Source organism: Aphanizomenon sp. UHCC 0183, assembly GCF_009712065.1.
In the GTDB taxonomy this organism is placed as follows: Bacteria; Cyanobacteriota; Cyanobacteriia; order Cyanobacteriales; family Nostocaceae; genus Dolichospermum; species Dolichospermum heterosporum.
The window spans coordinates 1-22,008 of the sequence record NZ_VILC01000029.1 but is presented as its reverse complement, the minus strand read 5'-3'; the positions used below and the strand labels follow the sequence as shown (position 1 = coordinate 22,008).

General features: G+C 39.8%; 5 protein-coding genes and 1 pseudogene. 3 read left to right on the top strand and 3 right to left on the bottom strand.

The features are described from left to right. Positions 1–166 precede the first annotated feature (166 nt). Positions 167–898 carry a hypothetical protein gene (locus tag FJR37_RS12225; RefSeq protein ID WP_039202605.1) on the bottom strand — a complete coding sequence of 244 codons (732 nt, stop codon included), beginning with the start codon at positions 896–898 and terminating at the stop codon, positions 167–169. Then, complete coding sequence (locus FJR37_RS12220; protein WP_168466140.1) at positions 895–2,004, bottom strand: AAA family ATPase; 1,110 nt, start codon at positions 2,002–2,004, stop codon at positions 895–897. The genes FJR37_RS12225 and FJR37_RS12220 overlap by 4 nt, the downstream gene beginning before the upstream one ends. A 190-nt stretch (positions 2,005–2,194) precedes the next feature. Here FJR37_RS12220 and FJR37_RS12215 point away from each other — a divergent pair. After that, positions 2,195–2,795: pseudogene (locus tag FJR37_RS12215) on the top strand (Uma2 family endonuclease). 154 nt (positions 2,796–2,949) lie between these two features. On the opposite strand, the gene FJR37_RS12210 reads toward FJR37_RS12215, so the two are convergent. Then, complete coding sequence (locus FJR37_RS12210) at positions 2,950–4,644, bottom strand: ABC-F family ATP-binding cassette domain-containing protein (RefSeq protein WP_027401786.1); 1,695 nt, start codon at positions 4,642–4,644, stop codon at positions 2,950–2,952. Between the two features lie 614 nt (positions 4,645–5,258). On the opposite strand from FJR37_RS12210, the gene FJR37_RS12205 reads away from it, so the two are divergent. Together FJR37_RS12205 and FJR37_RS26975 are read left to right on the top strand one after the other, a co-directional pair. Then, positions 5,259–7,451: a cation:proton antiporter gene (locus tag FJR37_RS12205; RefSeq protein ID WP_168466145.1), complete on the top strand. Its 2,193-nt coding sequence runs from the start codon at positions 5,259–5,261 to the stop codon at positions 7,449–7,451. A 693-nt stretch (positions 7,452–8,144) separates the two neighbouring features. Next, positions 8,145–22,008 (top strand): CARDB domain-containing protein (locus tag FJR37_RS26975; protein WP_254434570.1); only part of this gene is annotated, 13,864 nt, incomplete at its 3' end.

Genomic DNA, 22,008 nt, shown 5'->3' with positions numbered 1-22,008 from the left:
TCTCTGACTGGGAATGAATTCTAGAAGGCTCTGCCTTCAATGATATTAGAGGCAGAGCCTCATCAACTGCATTCCTAGTCAGAGACTAGGAACGAGATGTGGTAGGGATTTGAGCTTAAGTTGAAACCTATGAAGCTCTTGCTTTACCCCTACACAATAACCCAACCTACTTAACTGCTTTCGTCGCTACCAGTAAAGATTGTGTAAAAGCAGCATATCCCTGTGGACAGCCAGTTTTGATTATTGCCAAATCAATCTGTTTACCTAAGTTCCAGCGAATTTGTAGCGATCGCTGATTGCTAGTATCTTCAGATAAATACGTTGATTGAGAAATTGCATTCTCCAAAATATCCTTTGTATTGTCTAAATGCTCTAAATTTTCCAGTTTTTCTAACTCTACACCTAAAATAGTTGAAACAGTTTGGGTATCAGCAAGTAACCAAGTCTCAAAATTTCTAATTGCTAAACCTCCCGCAGAGCGATCGCTAATAACTTCCTCGTTAATATCTAAATGATTATCACGAATTTTATTTAAAGCTCGTTCTAAATCAATTTGTCTTTGCTCTAGTTTATCATCAGCATCAACCACAATGAGGATCATGTCTACATCCTCTGGTTTCCACAAAATAACAATTTGAGCTAGATATTTTGGATCTAAAATAGAGTGTCCAGTTCGTAAAGTAAGTTTTTGACTTTCTTTAATTGATGGATGTCTTTGGATGAAATCACAATCAGGAAATCCAGCATTTTCAAGTTCTCGTCTAATTAAAGTATGGAGTGCGCCTTCATTATTTCTTTCAATAACTTTCCCCCCATCTTCTGGTTTAATGTAAGGAATACTTGCACCCAATTCTGCTTCCCCTTCAGCAATTAGTCCAATCCGAATCCGACGACTCATTCTGGATTTCCTCCAAACACATTTGTAAACCAAAGTTCACCTAATGCTCCATCATAAGCTTCTAAAGCTTTTTGAAATCGGACAGAATCTATAGGTAATTTATGAACTTGAGTTTTACCTTCTTTATCTAATTCAACAGCACGCACTTGATGGGGTTCAACGTAATTTAAAAGAACAGGAGAATGAGTTGTAATTAAAACCTGCACAGGTTTACCAGTTATTCCTTCGGTGGAAACAATTTTTAGCAACTCCATCATTTTATGCAGTAGCCAAGGATGAACTCCATTTTCTATTTCTTCAAAACAAATAATACTTGGAGTATTTTCTTGATACAGCGCAGTTAAAAAACCCAAAATTCTCAATGTTCCATCTGATATGTCAGATGCAGGGATATGGTGTTCTGAATATCTATCTACCAATTCCAGTGAAAATGTCTGATTTTCTCCGCGAGGTAAGACGATCTTTTTTATATTAGGAACAAGCTTTGTTAAACGTTCCTGCAATTCATCGAAACCTTCACGATTAGCTAATAAAATATCCAGCAAAGCATAAGCTATTCCTTCTCCGGTTTTCTTCATTATTGGAGTTGTGGAAGTTTGTCTAGAAATATCACCTGGAGAAAAATCATAGATACTGACTTTTTTTAATGATTTAGCAACTGGAGAATCTGAATATTGATGATTTACTAGAAAATTTCTGACCCCAATTGTTGAAGGTTGTGGATTAAATTTTATGTCATCTTTTTCTATTAGAATTGTTCTTTTATGATAATCAAGATGAATTGATATATCTAAAAAAGGATGAGTATTTTCAGTCAGTGCGCTAACCTCTAATAAGATAAAATCTGTATTTCCATGCCAAAATTTAGATTCAAGACTTTGCGGATTTGTACTTAAAGTTGTCAATGACTGAGATAAAAAACCTATCGCTTCTGTATTTCCTGTATAATCTACAAGTCTATTCAAAAAATCAGACAATACAGCCAAAGATTCACAAATATTAGATTTACCAGAACCATTGGGACCGATAAATACAGTCAATGGTTCTAAATCCACTTGCGTATTAAAAAGGCTTTTGTAATGTTGAACTCTTAGTTTAGATAACATCTGTTTGCAAATAAATTGGCTTTTGGGTTGTTTTTATGGTGACTGAGGATTCATTGATGATAACATTAGATATATTATAGGTATTGTAGAAGTTTAGCAATGCTTATGGGTGTTAAATTAAGTTTTCTTTATGTAGATGCGGTTTCCAAACGACAGAATAATCTTTATTTAATCAGCAAGAAACATAATCATGGTACAATCACCCCTAAAACTAATTACAGCTAATGAATTTATTACTCAGTATGGCGACAGCGATCGCTATGAACTTATTGATGGGGAATTAATCGAGATCGAACCAACAGAACCCCATGAACAGGTATCATCTTTAATTGGGCGAAAACTGAATGTAGAAATTGATCAAACTATTGGGAACAAACACAGCCTTTCGTCCCGATGTGATCGTATTAGACCAAACACAACTAATCAATGAACCATTATGGCAACAAGAGCCTGTAATTACATCAGGAAAGTCAATTAAACTAATTGCTGAAGTCGTCAGCACAAACTGGCAAAATGATTATGCTCGCAAAGTTGAAGATTACGCCCTATTAGCTGTTCCTGAATATTGGATTGTAGATTATTTAGGCATTGGTGGTAGAGAATATATTGGCAAAATCAAACTGCCAACAATTACAATTTGTACATTAGTAGAAGACGAATATCAAAAGCGATTATTTCAAAACAATGATTCCTACGGAGCGCTTCGCTATCAATTGCTTTCCTCAATCTTTCCCAACTTGCAATTAACAGCAAAACAAGTTTTTGCGTCCGTGGGTATTGTTACTATGTAATTTCTCTTTTATACTAATTTTTTTTGAAACTGCACAGAATAATCATCCATATTTATCTGTGTTTATCTGCGTTCATCTGCGTTCAATTATCATAATTAAAAAATAGGTGACAGAAAGCCAGAAACACAATCAGTCACCCATTCGCCGACATTACCTATTTCTGCTTTGCTCCAGCTTTTGCAGATTTAGCGGCTTTTTTAGCGGCTTTTGCGGCTTCTGCTGCTGCCAATTCCGCCAGTTCTTTTTCCTCAGCTTTCTTATCGAGATAGTAGTGATAATCTCCTAAGTAAACATGAAAATCACCATCACGAATTTCGACAATTTTGTTAGCTACTTGGGAGATAAAATAACGGTCGTGGGAAACTACAAGGACTGTACCATCATAGTTTTGCAAAGCCTCTTCCATCATTTCCTTTGCCGGAATATCTAAGTGGTTGGTAGGCTCATCCAGGATGATTAAATTGGCTGGACGTAATAGCATTTTTGCCAATGCTAATCGAGCCTTTTCACCTCCACTCAATGCCGCAACTTTCTTAAATACAGTATCACCAGTAAATAAGAATCTGCCTAACAATGTGCGGACTTCTTCGTTTGTCCAGTTGGGAACTTCGTCATGGATGGTTTGCATGACGGTTTTATTTAAATCCAAGGCTTCCGCTTGGTTTTGTTCAAAGTAACCAGGAATCACGTTGTGATCACCTAATTTCACAATCCCTTCTGTGGGTGGTTCAACACCCATCATAATTTTTAACAGTGTGGACTTACCTGCACCGTTGGGACCAAGGAAGGCAATTCTGTCTCCTCTTTCCACCAGCAGATTTGCGGATAAAAACAGAATTTTATCCCCATAAATATGGGTTAAGTCCTTAATTTCTACTACTTCTCTACCGCTACGAGTGGCATCAGGAAAACGGAAATGTAGGGTTCTCATTCCTCCTGTCGGTGCTTCAATGCGTTCAATTTTATCAAGTAGTTTTTCTCTACTTTTCGCTTGGGTACTGCGAGTGGCACTGGCACGGAATTTTTCTACGAATGCTTGTTGTTTTTCTAATTCTTTTTGTTGACGTTCGTAAGCGTTGAGTTGTGCGTATTGATTTTCGGCTTTTTGTTGCAGGTAGGATGAGTAATTACCCAGGTAAGAACTAGAAACTCCTCTTTCAGTTTCAACGATTTGGTTACACAGACGATCTAAAAATTCCCGGTCATGGGAAACTATGACCATTGGGGTAATTAAACCTCTGAGGTAATTTTCTAACCATTCAATGGTTTCTAAATCTAAATGGTTTGTCGGTTCGTCCAGTAGTAATAGGTCAGGTTTTTGCAGGAGGATTTTTCCTAAACTCATCCGCATTTGCCAACCACCGGAGAAGGCACTAACTAGGCGATCGCTATCTTCTAGTTGAAATCCCATCTCTGGTAATATCTTACCAATCCGTGAGTCTAAATTATATCCATCCAAAGCTTCAAACTGACGCTGTAAACGATCTAACTCATGAATTAGCTCATCTAACTCTTCTGGATTAGCTGTTTCCATCTCATGAGGGATATGAGCTAAAGCCTTCTGCACTTCATTAGCTTCTTTAAATACAGTCCAAAATTCTTCTCTAACTGTACGAGTGGGGTCAACCTCAAATTCTTGGTTAAGATAAGCTATATGTAGACTGGCGGGACGAATAATTTCTCCAGCGGTGGGTTCAATCTCCCCAGAGATGATTTTCAATTGGGTGGATTTTCCCGCACCGTTAACACCAACTAAACCAATACGATCTCCTGGTTTGACTTCCCAGTTGACATCTTTAAGAACTTCGCCTGTAGGATAAATTTTACTGATATGTTCTAATCGCAGCATGAAGCGTCTCGTAGGTAGGGGACAGGGGGCAAAGCTAACGCCGTATCTAATCTTAACAAAATTTAACGCCATATTTACAATTTTTTGGCTATAAACCCAAATTCTTTCCTCGATTCAGGAGGTAGGGGCGCAGGGCCTGCGCCCTTTGTCAGAAGAAGACAGAATAAGAAAGACAGGATTTGCCGGCAAGTATTTTAGGTTACACCTGAGACATTTTTTCTAATTTTTAATCAGAGGACTGTTTAAGAATTTATGGTTTATTGTCAGCTTTTATGCGGAAATAATTTATTAATCAAAGGTTCTGACCACTTGATTCTCTTGATTTAGGTTTTATACTTGCTAATTCTCAAGTTTATTGACAGTTTAACAACAAATTAATACTGATTTTCTGAGATAATCAAGATAGCAAGGTAACAATAATTAACATCTTGAATTAATAAAAATAGTTGAGAATATATCTAATTATGTTGACAATTTGAACTATAGCGGTATGCACTGGGATGAGAGCCAGAATATACAATAAAAGCCATACACTAAGAGACTTTTAACTCCTGACTCCTGCTATATTGTCAAAAATTATCATAGTGAACTCAATTATCGTCAATGAGGAAAATATGCACACGGTTATTCTCGTTTTGGTTGAAGTATTAATTGTAATTGGACTCTCTCGAATTGTGGGACTGGGATTCAAAGCAATTAAACAACCATTGGTAATCGGCGAGATTTTCGCTGGTATCATGCTTGGTCCATCATTATTTGGTTTAATTGCTCCTGGTTTAGCTCATAGCCTGTTTCCACCAGAAACCATGCCTTATTTGAATGTTTTATCGCAAATTGGGCTAATATTTTTCATGTTTCTGATTGGGTTGGAATTAAATCCCAAATATCTGAGTGGTAACTTAAAAACTGCCATTCTTATTTCTAATCTCAGTATTATTGTTCCCTTTGCTTCGGCTTTTGTATTATCTTTTGTCCTTTATCCCTTAGTTTCTAGTACCCAGGTCAATTTTGTCCCCTTTGCCTTGTTTTTAGGGGCAGCAATGTCAATTACTGCCTTTCCGGTGTTGGCGAGAATTATCACCGAAAATAACTTACAGGGAACTCGTTTGGGGACATTAGCCTTAACTTGTGCGGCAGTAGATGATGTGACAGCTTGGTGTATTTTAGCAGTAGCGATCGCTGTCGCTCGTCACGGTAGTATTGACGGGCAAGCTATTCTCACCATTATTGAAAGTATTGCTTATATTGGCTTCATGTTCACAATTGGGCGATGGTTTCTCAAACGTCTGAGTAAACATCATCGTCGGGCTGGGCGGTTGAGTCAATTCGTTCTGGCTGTAATTTATATGGGGGTTGTCTCCTCCGCTTTAATTACTGAATTTATCGGTATTCACCTAATTTTTGGGGCATTTTTATTAGGCGCAGTCATGCCTAAAGATGAAGAGTTAGTCAGAGAATTAGCGATCAAAACTGAAGATTTCGTCCTTATATTTTTGTTACCAATATTCTTCGCCTACAGTGGTTTAAAAACACAAATTGGTTTGCTTAACAGTCCTCATTTATGGCTATTGTCAGCCTTGATTTTATTAGTAGCAATTGGTGGTAAATTTACTGGTGCTTATATAGCCGCTCGAATTAGTGGTATTGACAAACGGGAAGCATCAGCCCTGGGTTGGTTGATGAATACTCGCGGTTTAACCGAATTAATTGTCTTGAATATTGGTTTAGAGTTAGGCGTGATTACCCCCTTACTTTTCACCATGTTAGTAATTATGGCTTTGGTGACAACATTCATGACTTCACCATTACTGGAATTTACTTATCCGAAACGCCTGATCCGATTAGATGTTGTTGAACCAGAAGCTGAAATCCCAGCAGAAGCCGTACCAGTCCCCAGCGAACCTTATATTACCCAATATCGGATGTTAGTCCCAGTGGCTAATCCCGCTACCCAAAAAGGTTTGTTACAGTTGGCAACTGCGATCGCTGTTAATAACCGACAACCTGCTGTGGTTTATCCCCTCAGTTTCATTGAACTCGAAGAAGACTATGGCTTTGAAAGTACCCCAACGGCAGCTGATAGACTTATTGCCGAACGTCGCCAAAAATTAGAAGAATTAATTGCTACCCTAGAGCCACCAGAAACACGCTCCTATATCCATCCCATAGTTCGCATATCTAGCAATGTTGCCAGAGAAACAGCACAGATCGCCAAAATTGAACAACCAGATTTAGTTCTCGTCGGTTGGCATCGTCCAGCTTTTAGCAACAATCGGTTAGGGGGAAGAGTCGGACAAATTCTCAGTACCACACCGGTAGATGTCGCCGTATTTGTAGATAAGGGAGGCAACGCCATTGAAAGTTTATTAGTTCCCTACTGCGCCAACATCCACGACGATTTAGCATTAATTATCGCCCTGAGAATGCTGATTAATCGGGATACTTGTATTTTACAAGTTTTACAAGTCTTTAAAGGCAATCACGTCCAAGAAGAATTAAGTTATGAACTCAACGCCATGATTGAGCGATTACCACAAAGTGTGCGCGATCGCATTGAAATCAAAAGCGTTACATCCCCAGAACCAATCCAATCCGTAATTGCAGCCTCAGAAAATGTTGATTTGACCATTGTTGGTACTAGCCGTCTGTGGGGAATTGAACGCCAAACCCTGGGAAGATACACAGATCAACTCGCCATTCAATGTCGTTCTTCATTACTCATTACCCGTCGTTACAGTCAAGTTACCTCACACCTTACCGCCCTGTTACCAGCAGTTAACACCCAAGAAATCACTCATAATTCCTAACTAGGGTTTGCTGAAAAAGTTGTCTGTGAAGGCAGGGAACTCTTAACTCTTAACTGGGAACAGTTTCAACGATCTGGATATCCTCAATTTTCCAAATCCGACAAAGAAAAATGCACCTATTTTGAGACACCATCAGCCAGAACCTTGCACTCTTTTGTGATAAAAATCCGCGAAACCCTTATTAATAAATGATTTTAGCTTTATTTAGCAAGCCCTAATTAGGGTTTGCTGAAAAAGTTGTCTGTGAGGGCTAGTACCGCAAGGCGGAAGTCAAAAGTCAAAATGAAGACAGTATAGGCTTTTGGAGGATTTAGAATGGTTCATTCACTTACGCCACAGTGTACTAGAAGTATGGCTAACGCTACGCTATCAGCAAACCCTACTTAGGGATAGGAGGTAGGGGCGCAGGGCCTGCGCCCAGTCAGGAGTGAGAAATGAAGATAGAATCAGCCAATTGTCGTTATGGCAAGGCAAAAGGCAAGAGTGAAGAGGGTTTGGGCGATTTTATGTTTCTTTACACAGATTGGTTTTATTGTGTTCACCTACTTAGATGTTTAATGGGTAATGGGGATTAGGTACTACAGTGAACAATTATTAATTTGTTCAAAGTAACACTTGCTTGTATTTACGCTTTAGTGTATTGTCAATTACAGGTAATCTGACAATATCTACACCAAGCACCCAGTTAAACCGATGATCCTAATCAAATCCTCTGAAACACTGAACTTGAATGGGCTAACCCATAATGATCTATTAGGTGTTGTGCAAATAGCAATTCGAGATACTGAGGAACGGCTTCAGCAGTTTGCTCAAAGACCGGATTTTCGTGAAAAGATGATACTGGCGTTTGGTACATCACCAGAAGGTTTACAGGGTGCTTGGGCGAATGGGGTGAGGAATGTGGGATTTAAGGCAAAAGAAGATTCAGGAATAGTTGTCTTTATTGATCCATCTGTTTCCGATTATCAAACTCTACAGGCGGGAGTTGCAGAGGGGGTAGAAGCGATCGCTCTTAACCCAAATCAAGACGGTATCAAACAAATCACCGCATTTTTACGACAGCATCCCGAAATTACCACCATTCACATCGTTTCTCACGGTGCGCCCGGATGTTTGGATTTAGGAAATAGTCAACTTAATTTAGATAATATCAGTAAATATGCTGATTTATTACAGCATTGGCAAAGCAAAAGCATTTTACTTTATGGGTGTAATGTGGCTGCTGGAGATGTTGGGGAAGAATTTATTCGTAAGTTACATCAGATTACAAAAGCAAATATTAGGGCATCGGCAACAAAAACAGGCAATGCAGCTTTAGGGGGAAATTGGGAGTTAGAGGTGAGTTTTCCCGTTACAGATGGCAAAAAATCCGTAGCTTTCCATCCAGAAGTATTAGCAGCATACAGTGGCATTTTAGCACTTGAATTAATTAATCTTGGTAATGGTGGTTCTAATCCCAACTATTTAACCAATGTCAATGGCATTGTAGTAAAAGAGGTACAGCAATATCTCAGGAAATTTGCCACCAATCCGGGATTCATAGATAAGATGCGTTTGGCATTTGGGGAAAGTTTTGAGGTTGAAACAGCTTTAAGTTTGGCACAGGCTTGGCAGAATCAGGATTTTAACGTTATTCCAACTATTGAATTCCTCTCGTCGGCACAGTTGAATGGGGCGAATGGGGCGTATGCGGCGGCGACGGGAAGGATTTATCTGTCGGCGGAGTTTGTCACGCAGCATCAAAATGATTTAGCAGCAATAGTCAATCTGGTGTTGGAGGAGGTTGGACATCGGGTTGATACGGTGTTAAATACGGTGTTAAATACGGGGGATAGTGCGGGGGACGAAGGGGCGATTTTTGCGGTATTGGTGCAAGGGAAAAGCCTTTCTGATGCAGAGTTAGCGCAGTTAAAAGTTGAGGAGGACTATGGCTTAATTAACCTGAAGGGACAGATTATTCGAGTAGAACAGAATACAGCAATCCTCAACACAGAGTTAACCGAAGGCAATGCCAACCATTGGAATACTTTTGCCTCTGATGGTGCTAACGCTACTGTCAGCAACGATACAAACTTCGTCAAAATCGGCAGTCAATCCCTAAAATTTGTGACTGAAAGTGGTTTTGATACAGGAATTAAATATCAAATTCCAGAGGATGCTCGCTGGGATCTAACTGGTATAACACATCTAGAATTCTGGGCTTATGCCATTAACAATACTCCTATAGGTTTCCAAGGCAATCAGCCGGTTATCATTCTCAAGAGTCCTAATGGGAGTTTCCGCTATGAGCCTCAGGGGAGTTTAGGCACAATGCCCCTAAATCGGTGGATAAAATATAGTCTCCCTCTGACTGGGGATAGTGAATGGAGCTTAACGACAACCGATAATCCCACCTTAGCAGACATTAAGAGCCTTGAGATTCATCAAGATACTTGGGATTACGGCTTTACTGTTTACTATGACGGATTGCAATTTCTTGATATTGATGGCGTTGTTTCCATCAATATTACTGCTCCTGATTTACAAATAACTGCGGCTACTGCCCCCACAACCGCCGTTTTGGGAGAAACTGTAGAATTGACTTGGACAGTGAAAAATCAGGGAACAGTTACTGCACCTGCGGATTGGTCGGATCGGGTTTATGTCTCCAGTGATGAAGTTTTAGATGGAAATGACACCCTCGTTACTTCGGAATCAATCACGAGTCAGACTCCTTTGGCAGTAGGAAGTAGTTATACCATCAGTCGTAGTATTAGCCTGCCAGTTACTGCACCGGGCAACCGCTACTTACTATTTGTTGCTGATGGTTTCCAACAGCAAGGAGAAAGCAATGAGAATAACAACGTCCGCGCTGTTGCTTTTGCGATAACTGCACCTCCGATTCTGGGAACACTGTCTGCGAACAACGGGACGATTACAGGAACCCTGAGTACAGGCGATACAAACAACCCAACTAGGTTGGGACGCTTCAGCGATGACTATAACTTAGTAGATTTCACCGTTGGAGAGCGGGTAGAGATTAGCTTGTCCGCTCCCTTCGATGCTTACCTGCAACTGATTAATGCAGACACACAGCAAGTTATCACTTTTGATGATGACTCTGGTACGGGGGGTAATTCCCTACTCAGTTTCATTCCTGTAGCAGGTATTAACTATACAGTGAGGGCGACAAGTTTTAGTAGCGGAGCGACGGGTAATTATACCCTCAGTGCCATCAATCAATTCCCCGACTTAATTGTTGCCTCAGCTAACGCTCCCACCGCAGCCATTTTAAGTGAAACCGTTGCATTAACTTGGACGGTTACTAATCAAGGGACAGGAACCGCCACGCAGGATTGGTATGATCGGGTTTATCTATCGAACAATCAAACCCTAGACGGTAGCGATGTTCAAGTTACTTCGGAATATATCTCTACGCAAACGCCTTTAGCAGCAGGTACAAACTATACCATCAGTAAGAATGTTGTTTTACCCAGTTTTTCTCCTGGTAATCAGTATTTACTCTTTGTCGCAGATCGGAATAACATTCAAGCAGAAACCAACGAAAATAATAACGTTCGAGCCGTTGCGATCGCGTTAGGGGCAACTAATTTAGTTATTTCTAATCCTACTGCTCCTGCGTCGGCTGGCATTGGCGAAACGATTGATTTATCGTGGACTGTTACTAATAATGGTAATGTTTCTGCCCCTGCGGATTGGCTGGATCGGGTTTATATTTCTGAGAATCAGACATTAGATAATAGTGATACCCTCCTGCTTGAAATTAATACAGGAAATAACAGTCCTTTACTTCAAGGCAGTAGTTACACAATTGAGCAATCAGCCACTATTCCTAATACAGAAGCAACTAAGGCAGCAAATCGCTATTTACTATTTGTTGCTAATGCTAATGACGCACAGGGAGAAAATAGCCGCACTGATAATATAGTTGCTGTACCTTTTGAAGTTAAATCTCCTAATTTAGCTTTTAAGGAAGTAAATGCACCTCAATCTGCTGTTTTAGGAGAAAGCATCGATCTATCTTGGATTATTGAAAATAAAGGCACAGGAACCGCTTTAGCGAACTGGTTTGATACGATTTATATCTCTGATGATAATAAAATTGATTATGGGGTTGATACCTATGTCACCCGTTTTGATCAAGCTGCCGTTAGCCCTCTTGCAGCAGGAAATGAATATAACAATGCAGTCAATACTACTTTACCTCTGAGGACAAATCCAGGCGATCGCTATTTGCTTTTCTTAGCAGATGGGAAATATCCTCAACCTACTCCGTTCTTCCGTGTTGATTATCCAGGAGATTATCAAGCAGAAACTAATGAAGCGGATAATCTCTATGCTGTCCCCATTAGTCTGATTGCACCAGAATTAGTGGATTTAACAGTTAGTGGGATTGTTGCCCCATCTGAGGTGATTTCAGGGCAATCTATTGAAATTTCTTGGTTTATTACCAATGAAGGCAGCGATCCGATTACGGGAACTTGGAACGATAAGGTCTTTTTATCAGGAAATCAGACGGTAGGCGGCGATCGCTTCTTAAAGACTTTTAATTTTACTGGAACAATTGGCGCAGGGGAAACCATCGAACGAAAGCAGTTGATTGAGATTCCCATTGATATTAGTGGGGAACATTGGTTTGTAGTTCAAACGGATGCGGACGATCAGAAAATTGAATATTTTGCCGAGAATGATAATATCCGCATTGATGATACGCGGATTAATATTATTCTTTCGCCTTTCCCTAATTTACAGGTGACTGCGGTTAATCCACCGACAACAGCATTTTCGAGTCAGCAAACAGTAGTCGAGTGGACTGTTACGAATAATGGTAATGCGCCAACCAATGCACCATTCTGGTATGACAGAGTTTGGTTATCAAAAGATAATATCTTAGATGGAACAGACATTAATCTAGGGGAAGCAGTCAACCCAAATTATTTACGAATCGGAGAAAGTTATAGCAATCAGTTGACTGTTACTTTACCTCAAGGGATTGATGATAACTATTATTTTATTGTTAAAACCGATGTTAACAATAACGTTTATGAATTCCAAAAAGAAAATGATAATGTGGGGGTAGGGAGTGCCACTGATGTTCAATTAACCCCACCACCAGATTTACAAATCACTTCTGTCACTGCGCCGAATAATGCTTTTTCGGGAAGGTTTGTTTCTTTAACTTGGACTGTTAAAAATAAAGGTATAGGGGCAACTTTACAGTCTCAATGGTATGATAAAGTCTTTTTATCAAGCGATCAAACCCTTGATGGAGGAGATATTTTCCTAAATGAATTTGAACATCGTGGCGTATTAAATGCCGATGGTAGCTATACTCAAACCCAATCAGTCGGCTTACCCGTGGATATAACGGGAGAATATTATTTTATTGTTAAAGCTGATGGACGAGAAACGGTTTACGAACAGGCGTTTGAGTCGAATAATACAGGATTTGATCCTACTCCAACCAAAATTGTTTTAACGCCTCCTTCAGACATTGAGGTTAAATCAGTTAACATACCCAACACTGTAGCTGCTGGTCATAATTTAACAATTGGTACTGAAATCAGTGTTATTGGAGATATTTTTCTTGATGACTGGGTGGATGCTTTCTATTTATCAAAAGATTTAGAATTCGATCCTGAAACTGATATTTATTTAGGTGATTATCAAATTCGCTATCCAGAAATTTATGAGGAAAAAACACTACCAGACAACATTCCCACTAAAGTATTTACAGTAGGAGAAGATGGAGGACAATTATTCTTTAATATACAAGCAGTCAATCCCTTAACTGCAATACCGACGCAGGACTATTTCGTTACATATTTCAAGGATACATGGTCCAACTCTTCTTATATGAATGGGCTAACTATTATTGACGATAATTTAGCAGAAAATTCTGAAACCGTCGAAATTATAGCCATGACTTACGGTTCAAAACAATTAACTACTCGCTTCATTGTAAACATTATAGATAATGATACGACTGGAATTCCTAATATTTCTGTAGGGGATGTCACTGCCCATGAATTTGAAGGACAATTGTATTTCCCAATTATTTTAGATAAAGCTAGTACAGAAGCCATTACAGTTACTTACACTGCGGAAGATGGAACAGCACAAAAAGGTTCTGATTACTTTAGATATAAACTAGGTGGCGAAGTCGATCTCCAAATCAGTGGAAGTGTTACTTTTGAACCAGGTGAAGTAGTTAAGAACATTCCCATTCTGATTAAAAACGACTTGGAATCTGAAGGGGAAGAAACCTTCAATTTAGTAATTACAAATACCACAAGTGGGGTTATCGCAGATAATACAGGAACTGCTACTATTTTAGCCAATACCGGGTATTCAGTAGGGGCTTCTTATCTGGCTTTACCAGAAAATCTCAGAGGAGATTACTACGTTGTTGCTGTTGCTGACAAAAATAATACTATCTATGAACTGGACAATGAGAATAATATCCGTTTCTCCCCTGAACCTGTTACTATTGTCACCCCTGGTGAAGATTTAGTTGTTTCGAGTCTGACTGCTAATAAAACTACAGTCAACCGAGGAGGTTATCTTTATTTAGATTGGACTGTAACTAATACGGGGACGAACAGTACCATCCGTTTTGATAATTTTATATTATCCTATCAATCCATTTTTGATAAAATTGTTATTTCTAAAGACAACATACTTGGCAACAGTGATGATATTGAATTACTGACTACTAATTCTAAGCCAGACGTACTTCCAGAAAATACACTTGAGTTTATTAAGGAGAGTAATGGTTCTTATGTATATCAGAAAAATGGCAATTTTTATCAAGCACTGTTACAGCCGCAAGATTTTTATCAACGAAATTTTGAGCCTGTCTTAATTCCCTTTAATCTTGCGGCTGGACAATATAATCTTTTTGTTACTACTGACACAAAGCAAACTATTTACGAAGGAAATGAAGCCAATAACTATGCGGTTATTCCCTTAACCTTTACCTCTGATATAGCTGATTTACAAGTCACTAATATTAATATTCTCAGTGACACGAATATTAAATCAGGAGAATCGCTAACTTTTACCTGGACTGTTAGTAATTTTGGTACAAATCAAACCAGTTCTCAAACTTGGCAGGATCAGATTTATCTTTCTAAAGATAAGGTGATCAGTAATGATGATATTCTTTTGACAAACCAAAATCATAATAATGGATTAGGTGCAGGCGATGAATATACGAAACTAACGAGTAATTTTATCCCTATCAATACCGTGGGTGATTATTATGTTTTAGTTCGTACTGATAATAATAATAGTGTCCAAGAAAGTAGCAAGGAAAATAATGTTTTAGCCAGCACTGGGAAGATTAGTATTACTCTGAGCAATGTTCCCGATCTAGTAATAGAATCGGTAAATGCTCCAGCAACTGCTATTAGCGGTCAATCTTTTAATATTAATTGGCAGATAGCTAATAATGGCGCAACCACAGAGGAATTATTCTATACCTCTTTCTATCTATCTCTTGACCAAAATTTAGATCGCAATAGTGATGTTTATTTAGGAACAAACATTCAAGCAATTGGCAATCAAAACACCTTAACCTCGACTTTTGACATCCCTCGTGGGTTATCTGGACGCTACTATGCTTTCGCGGTAGTGGATAGTAAAAATGAGATTTATGAGCGAAATGGGGAGCTAAATAATACTAATTATGATCCGTTATCTGTAGAAATTATACTGCCACCACCTGCGGATTTGGTGGTAACAGCAATTAATATTCCTAATCCGGTAATTACATTAGGAGATGATGTCGGATTCTCCTATACTATCCAAAATCAAGGCACTGATGCAGCGTTAGGGAATTGGTTTGATTCGGTTTATTTATCCAAAGATCAAACTTGGGATATTAACGATGTTTTGGTTAATAAATTTAATCATCAAGGAAATATTGCTGTAGGTGAAAGTTATCAAGGCTTTGCGAGTTTATCTCGTTCTACTCCTGTCACTCCAGGTGATTATTATGTGTTGGTGCGGAGTGATATTCGCAACCAAGTAGCAGAAACCAATGATAATAATAATTTAGGGGTATCTCTGGGTAAGGTGATGATTGATGTGGAAGCGTTAACCCTCAATACCCCCACATCGGACATTATCAATCAAGGTGAGGCGGTTTACTATCGGGTTGATGTAGCAGCAGGAGAAAGTCTGTTATTTAATTTTGATGGTCAATATACGTCCTCTGATTATGGATTTACGGAGTTTTATGTCAGTTACGGGAAAATGCCCACCCGTAACAACTTTGACTTTATTTATCAAGTCCCCTTAGAAGCAGATCAGCAGATTCTCGTTCCCACCACAGAAGCTGGCACTTATTATGTGATGGCTTACGGGAATACGGTTCCTGAATATACAGGCAAAACCGACGGGTTTAATTACACGATAGAAGCGAAAACCATTGATTTTGCGGTTTTAGATACAGATTTTGGTCTTGGAGGAACGGCTGGAAATCGCACGATTGAGATTAATGGGAATAAGTTTGATCGCAGTGTTAAGGCTTATCTAAGAGATGGAAATGGGGTAGAGTTTGGTGCAGAAGCCTATTACTTCGTTGATTCAACTCTGTTCTATCCTACATTTAACCTCACTCAAACCACCTCCGGAATTTATGATGTGGTGGTTAAAAATGCAGAGGGAGATATCTTTATCGTTGATGATGGTTTTGAGGTTGTTAATGGTGGTGGTGCCGATCTCCGAACTTATCTAGATGTCCCTGAATCTGTACGCCGTCCTCAACACGATCCTGCTGGACATTTTCAAGGAAAAATTGGTTGGTATAACCAAGGACTTAATGATGCCTATTCTCCTGTATTAGAAGTCAGTAGCACTGCACCTATTTCCCTCGATCCTGACAACATCCCTATAGTGGGAACAGCAGGTGAACCTTTTCCGGGTTGGGATGTTACCTATTTATTTGGTTCATCCTTTAATCACTATGGTGCAGTTGAAGGGGATGGACCTCCCGGAATTATTATGCCAGGACAAGGTGATCTACTTCCTTTCTATGGTGCGGTAGATCCTAATCCTGAAAGTATTTATACAGAGGTTAATATTTTCCAATTAAGCGATCCTTATCCTTGGGAAGATGTCCGTGATAAGATTCAACCTGCTTTGATGTCTGATGAAGAATTTGAGCCTATTTGGGAACAGTTAATTACTCAGGTGGGGACAACTTGGGGTGACTATCTGGAAATGTTGTCACGCAATGCCAATTTACTGCCAGAAGATTTGCTAAATTCTCAAAATACTTACGATTTAATTGAACTAGAATTATCTAAAGTTATTGCATCTGTAGGTACTTCAATTAGTGGTAATCTGTTCGCATCAAACTTCGATATTGAATTAGCAGGGCTTGGAATTGAGGCAAAGAATACTGTAACTGGAGACTCGTTCTCCACTTTTACGTTAAATGATGGTTCGTTTATTTTTGAAAAACTAACTCATGGAGCCTATAAGTTTCAAATCCAAGATTATTTATTTAGTTCAGAAACATCTCAACTTATTGAGTTAGAAAAAGATGAAGCTATAACTGGATTGACCTTGGATTTAGAACCAGGAAGATTAATTTCTGGTCAAGTAACACAACCAACAGATAGTAAACCAGGGCTACTAAATGATACAAGTATCTACCTTTTTAAAAATGATAATCTTATTCAATCAAAGCAAGTAAATTCAGGAGGAAAATTCACTTTTAAGGGTCTTGAATCTGGAGTTTACACTATTGTATTAGATGCAGAAAATCAAACAAGAACTTGGATAAAAGACATAAATGTTACAGTAGATGATGTTGAGGTAGATATTCTACTTTCTCCTCAATCTACAATTACCGGAAATATTGTAATTGGTAATCAATTTGCTAACGATGCTTTTATATTTGCCAGATTAGAAGAAAATTTACCTTTGTCGCAATTTTCGGCTATAGCTGATGCAAATGGTAATTTTACAATAGGTAATCTTCCAACAGGTACATACAATTTGGTTATCATCAGTGGGGATAACATACAAGAAATCAATAATTTTAAGATTGCTGAAAATGAAAATATCAACTTAGGAACAGTTTCTTTCAATTCTATAGATACAAATGCTACAGTAAATTCTGATATTCTAAACACTGAAGGTGGTTTAAATATATTGTATGAGGAGGTTGGTCCTGCCTTATTAGCAGCCTTGTTATACGAAGAAACGTATTTACGTACTGCTTTCATTCCTGCCGCATATTATAAATTTGGTTATCAAGTAGGTGATATTTGGCAAACCTTTTTAGGCACATCTTCTGATAACCCATCACCGCTTTTACCATACTTCGATAAAGATCAAATCGTTGAAGGATATTCGTTATTGGCAAATGGTTTCCGGCACAGTAGCAAAACAACCAATGAATTGGAACAGATACTAAAAGATGTAAAAAACAAAGCTATTGAGCATATTAGAAATAAGATCAAAACAGATATTGAGTGCGATCAAGAGGTAAGCCTTGATGAGCATTCAATTAAATATACTTATGAAGCAAATATTAATTATAACTGGGCATTTGATATTCCTGGTAATTTAGCTGGGGGAGTAGGTGAAGGAGATCAATACAAAGATAGCCGAACTTTTGAGATAGAAGTAGATTTTCGTCAAAAAGGGAAAACAGTTGAAATGACTTTTTCTCCTAAACTAAATGTTGTGGATACTGTCGATTTTATTCCTGGGGATCTTGGTGCAGGACTAGAACAAATATTTACAATATCCTTACAATTTTTAGAAGCATATGATTGGGCATATGATGTACCTTTCTCAGTCGATGTCAAGTTTGATCCAGTAAAGGATACTTTCAATTTACCTAATATAAATGAAAAGTGCGATGAATGTCCTGACGGTAAACCAAAAGATAAAAACGGAAAGTGTACAGATAAAGAAGAATCATACGATCCCAACGACATCATTGGACCCGATGGCTTCGGCGAAGAAAAATGGGTAACAGCCAATCAACCCCTCAACTACACCATCCGCTTTGAAAACGACGCACAACTCGCCACCGCACCCGCCCAAACTGTCCGTATCACTCAAAAACTCGACAGTGACCTCGATCTCCGCACCTTCCGCTTAGGTAACTTTGGCTTTGGAGAATTTGTCTTTGAAGTTCCCAATAATCAAGCCGTTTATCAAGACCGTCTCGATCTCACTGCTACCCTTGGCGTATATGTAGATGTATTCGCTGGAATAGACATCACCACTGGAGAAGCCTTCTGGGAACTTACAGCCATCGATCCCGAAACCGGAGAAGTCCCCATCAGCGTCTTAGAAGGATTCTTACCTCCCAACGAAGACGGTTTAGAAGGACAAGGTTTCGTTATCTATACCATCCGCGCTAAAGGGAATGTTCCCACCGGAACCGTCATAGATGCCCAAGCCGACATCATCTTCGACACGAATGAACCCATCATCACCCCTCCCATCTTCAACACCCTTGATGCTGTTAAACCCACCAGTACCATCACCGCCTTACCCAGCAACACCGAAGCCACCGAATTTGTCGTGCAATGGACTGGAGAAGATACAGCAGATGGTTCAGGACTTGCCAGCTATACCATTTACGTCTCTACCAATGGCGGTGCATTTACCCCTTGGTTAAGCGAAACCACCGACACCGAAGCCATTTTCACAGGTGAAGTGGGCAAAACCTACGAATTTTACTCTGTTGCCATTGATAATGCTGGCAACCGCCAAAACTTACCCCTAGAAGCCCAAGCTACCATCTTTATTGACGGAGAAATCACAGGTTCTATCGGTAACTTCATCTGGTTAGATAACAACGCCAACGGCATCCAAGACACAGGGGAAAGCGGACTCGCCAACGTTCCCGTTATCCTCTATGACAACACCAATAACGCCATTGCTACCACCACCAGCGATGCAGGCGGTTTCTATCGCTTTACTAATATTGCCATCGGTGACTACACCATCAAAGTTACTGCCCCGGCTACTTACTTATTCAGTCCTCAAAATCAAGGGACTAACGACACCTTAGACAGCGATTTTAACCCCAACAATGGACTCACTGCCACCTTTAGCCTCTCCAGTGACAGCAATCTCACCCTAGATGCAGGGTTATATCAAACCGCTACCATTAACGGTCAAGTTTGGAATGATATTGATGGCGATGGAATCAAAGATGCACAAGAAGGCGGACTCAAAGACTGGACTGTTTATCTCGATGCCAACAATAACGGAGAATACAATAGCGGCGAAATTACCACCGTTACTGATACACAGGGTAACTACAGATTCTCTGATTTAATCCCTGGCACTTACACCGTCGCCCAAGTTTTACAAGAAAATTGGCGACAAACCTATCCCGTCATCACCACCACTGGTGCTAATATCCCCTTATCAATTCCCACCCTTGAACTGATCTCACCTTCAAACAATCAAGTTCAACTTAACTTTAGTGCTACTGAATATATTGTCGAAGAAACTGGTAACGCCATCACAGAAGTAATTGTCACTCGCACAGGTGATACAAGTTCCTCAGTTAGTGTCACCCTAACCTTGAGTGATGGTACTGCCGAAGGATGTGGCTGTGTTCCTAGTTCCACTCGCACCGACTTCAACTATCGGTCGATTTTGATTACTTTCGCTGAAAACGAAGTCAGCAAAGTTATCCCGGTAGAAAATGCCCTTTTAGCCAATCCCAACGCTATCCGCATTCGTAACGATGACAAAGTAGAGGGAGACGAATACTTTACTATTAACCTGACAAACCCCACAGGCGGCGCAACCATAGGCACTCAAGGCATCGCTAAAGTTACCATTATTGACGATGAAGCACCCTCAAACATTAGGATCACTGAAAGCGCGTCCTCTGCGATCGCTCCCAATAACAATAACGTTTCTTCTCCCTCAGAAACCCTCAGCAACTCAAATGCTAACTCTGGCAATACTAACGCCATAAACCTCATTAACCTCGATGATTTCTGGGCAGATTCGCGCTTTGCCAACATCAAAGGACAAGGTTATACCACCGTTATTATTGATACTGGGGCAGACTTAAATCATCCCTTATTTGGGCCAGATAATGATAATAATGGCATAGCAGATCGCATTATTTATCAATACGACTTCGCTGATAATGACAATGATGCGGGCGATAAAAATAATCACGGTTCCCATATTACCAGCATCGCCTCGCAAATTGCCCCAGAATCTAACCTAATCGTCCTCAAAGTCTTTAAAGATAACGGTTCTGGCAGCTTCGCCACCTTAGAAAAAGCCCTACAATGGGTCAACACTAACGCCACTTCATACAATGTCGCATCTGTCAACCTTTCTCTGGGAGATAGTCAAAACTGGACAACAGAAGTACCTCGCTATGGCATTGGGGATGAATTAGCCGCGATCGCCTCCCAAAATATCCTCATTGCAGCAGCAGCAGGCAACAGTTTCTACACCTTCAACAGCACCCCCGGACTAGCCTATCCCGCAGCCGACCCCAATACCATCTCTGTAGGTGCAGTTTGGGCAGATAGCTTTGGCAGTAACAAAACCTTTAGTAGTGGGGCAACTGATTATACGACTGGTGGAGATGCGATCGCTAGTTTCTCCCAACGTCACCCCTCACTCCTTGATGTTTTTGCCCCTGGTATCTTTATTGCAGGTGCAAATGCTACAGGTGGTACACAAACAATGGGCGGAACTAGCCAAGCTACCCCCTTCATTTCCGGGATTGCCGTACTAGGACAACAAATTACCCAAGAAAAACTGGGACGAGAACTCACCCCAACTGAATTTCGTACCCTCCTAAACAATACCAGCGACTTCATTAATGATGGCGATGACGAAAATGATAATGTTACCAACACTGGCTTAAATTATTCCCGCATCAACCTGTTAGCATTAGCAGAAGGAATCCTCAACCTTAACAGCCAAGCCCCAAATCCTGGTAATTCCAACACCAACATCAACTCCAGCGATGATCCGCTTTACTTGCCGAGTGGTTCAGTTAAATTAACTCATACAGTTACCCTCACAACTGGGCAAATCGCCACCGATATTAACTTTGGCAACCAACGCTTGAATAATGCACCCATATTGGGAAATGCGATCGCTGACCAAACTGTAACCGAAGATACAATTTTCACCTTTATCATCCCAGAAAACACTTTCACAGATGTCGATGCAGGAGATATCCTCTCCTACACCGCAACATTAGAAACCGGTCTGGTTTTACCAAGCTGGTTAACCTTTGATGCAGTCACTCGCACATTTAGCGGAACACCAACAAACAGCGAAGTTGGTAGCCTCAACCTCAAAATTACAGCCACAGATAAAGCTGGGGTAACTGTTAATGATACCTTTGTAATTACCGTTGAAAATATCAACGATGCACCAACATTAGCAAATGAGATTGCAGATCAAAACGCCAAACAAGGAACTGCTTTCAACTTCCAAATTCCTACCAACACCTTCATAGACATTGACGCTGGTGATGTTCTTACCTATTCCGCAACATTAGAAAATGGTGATGCTTTACCAAGCT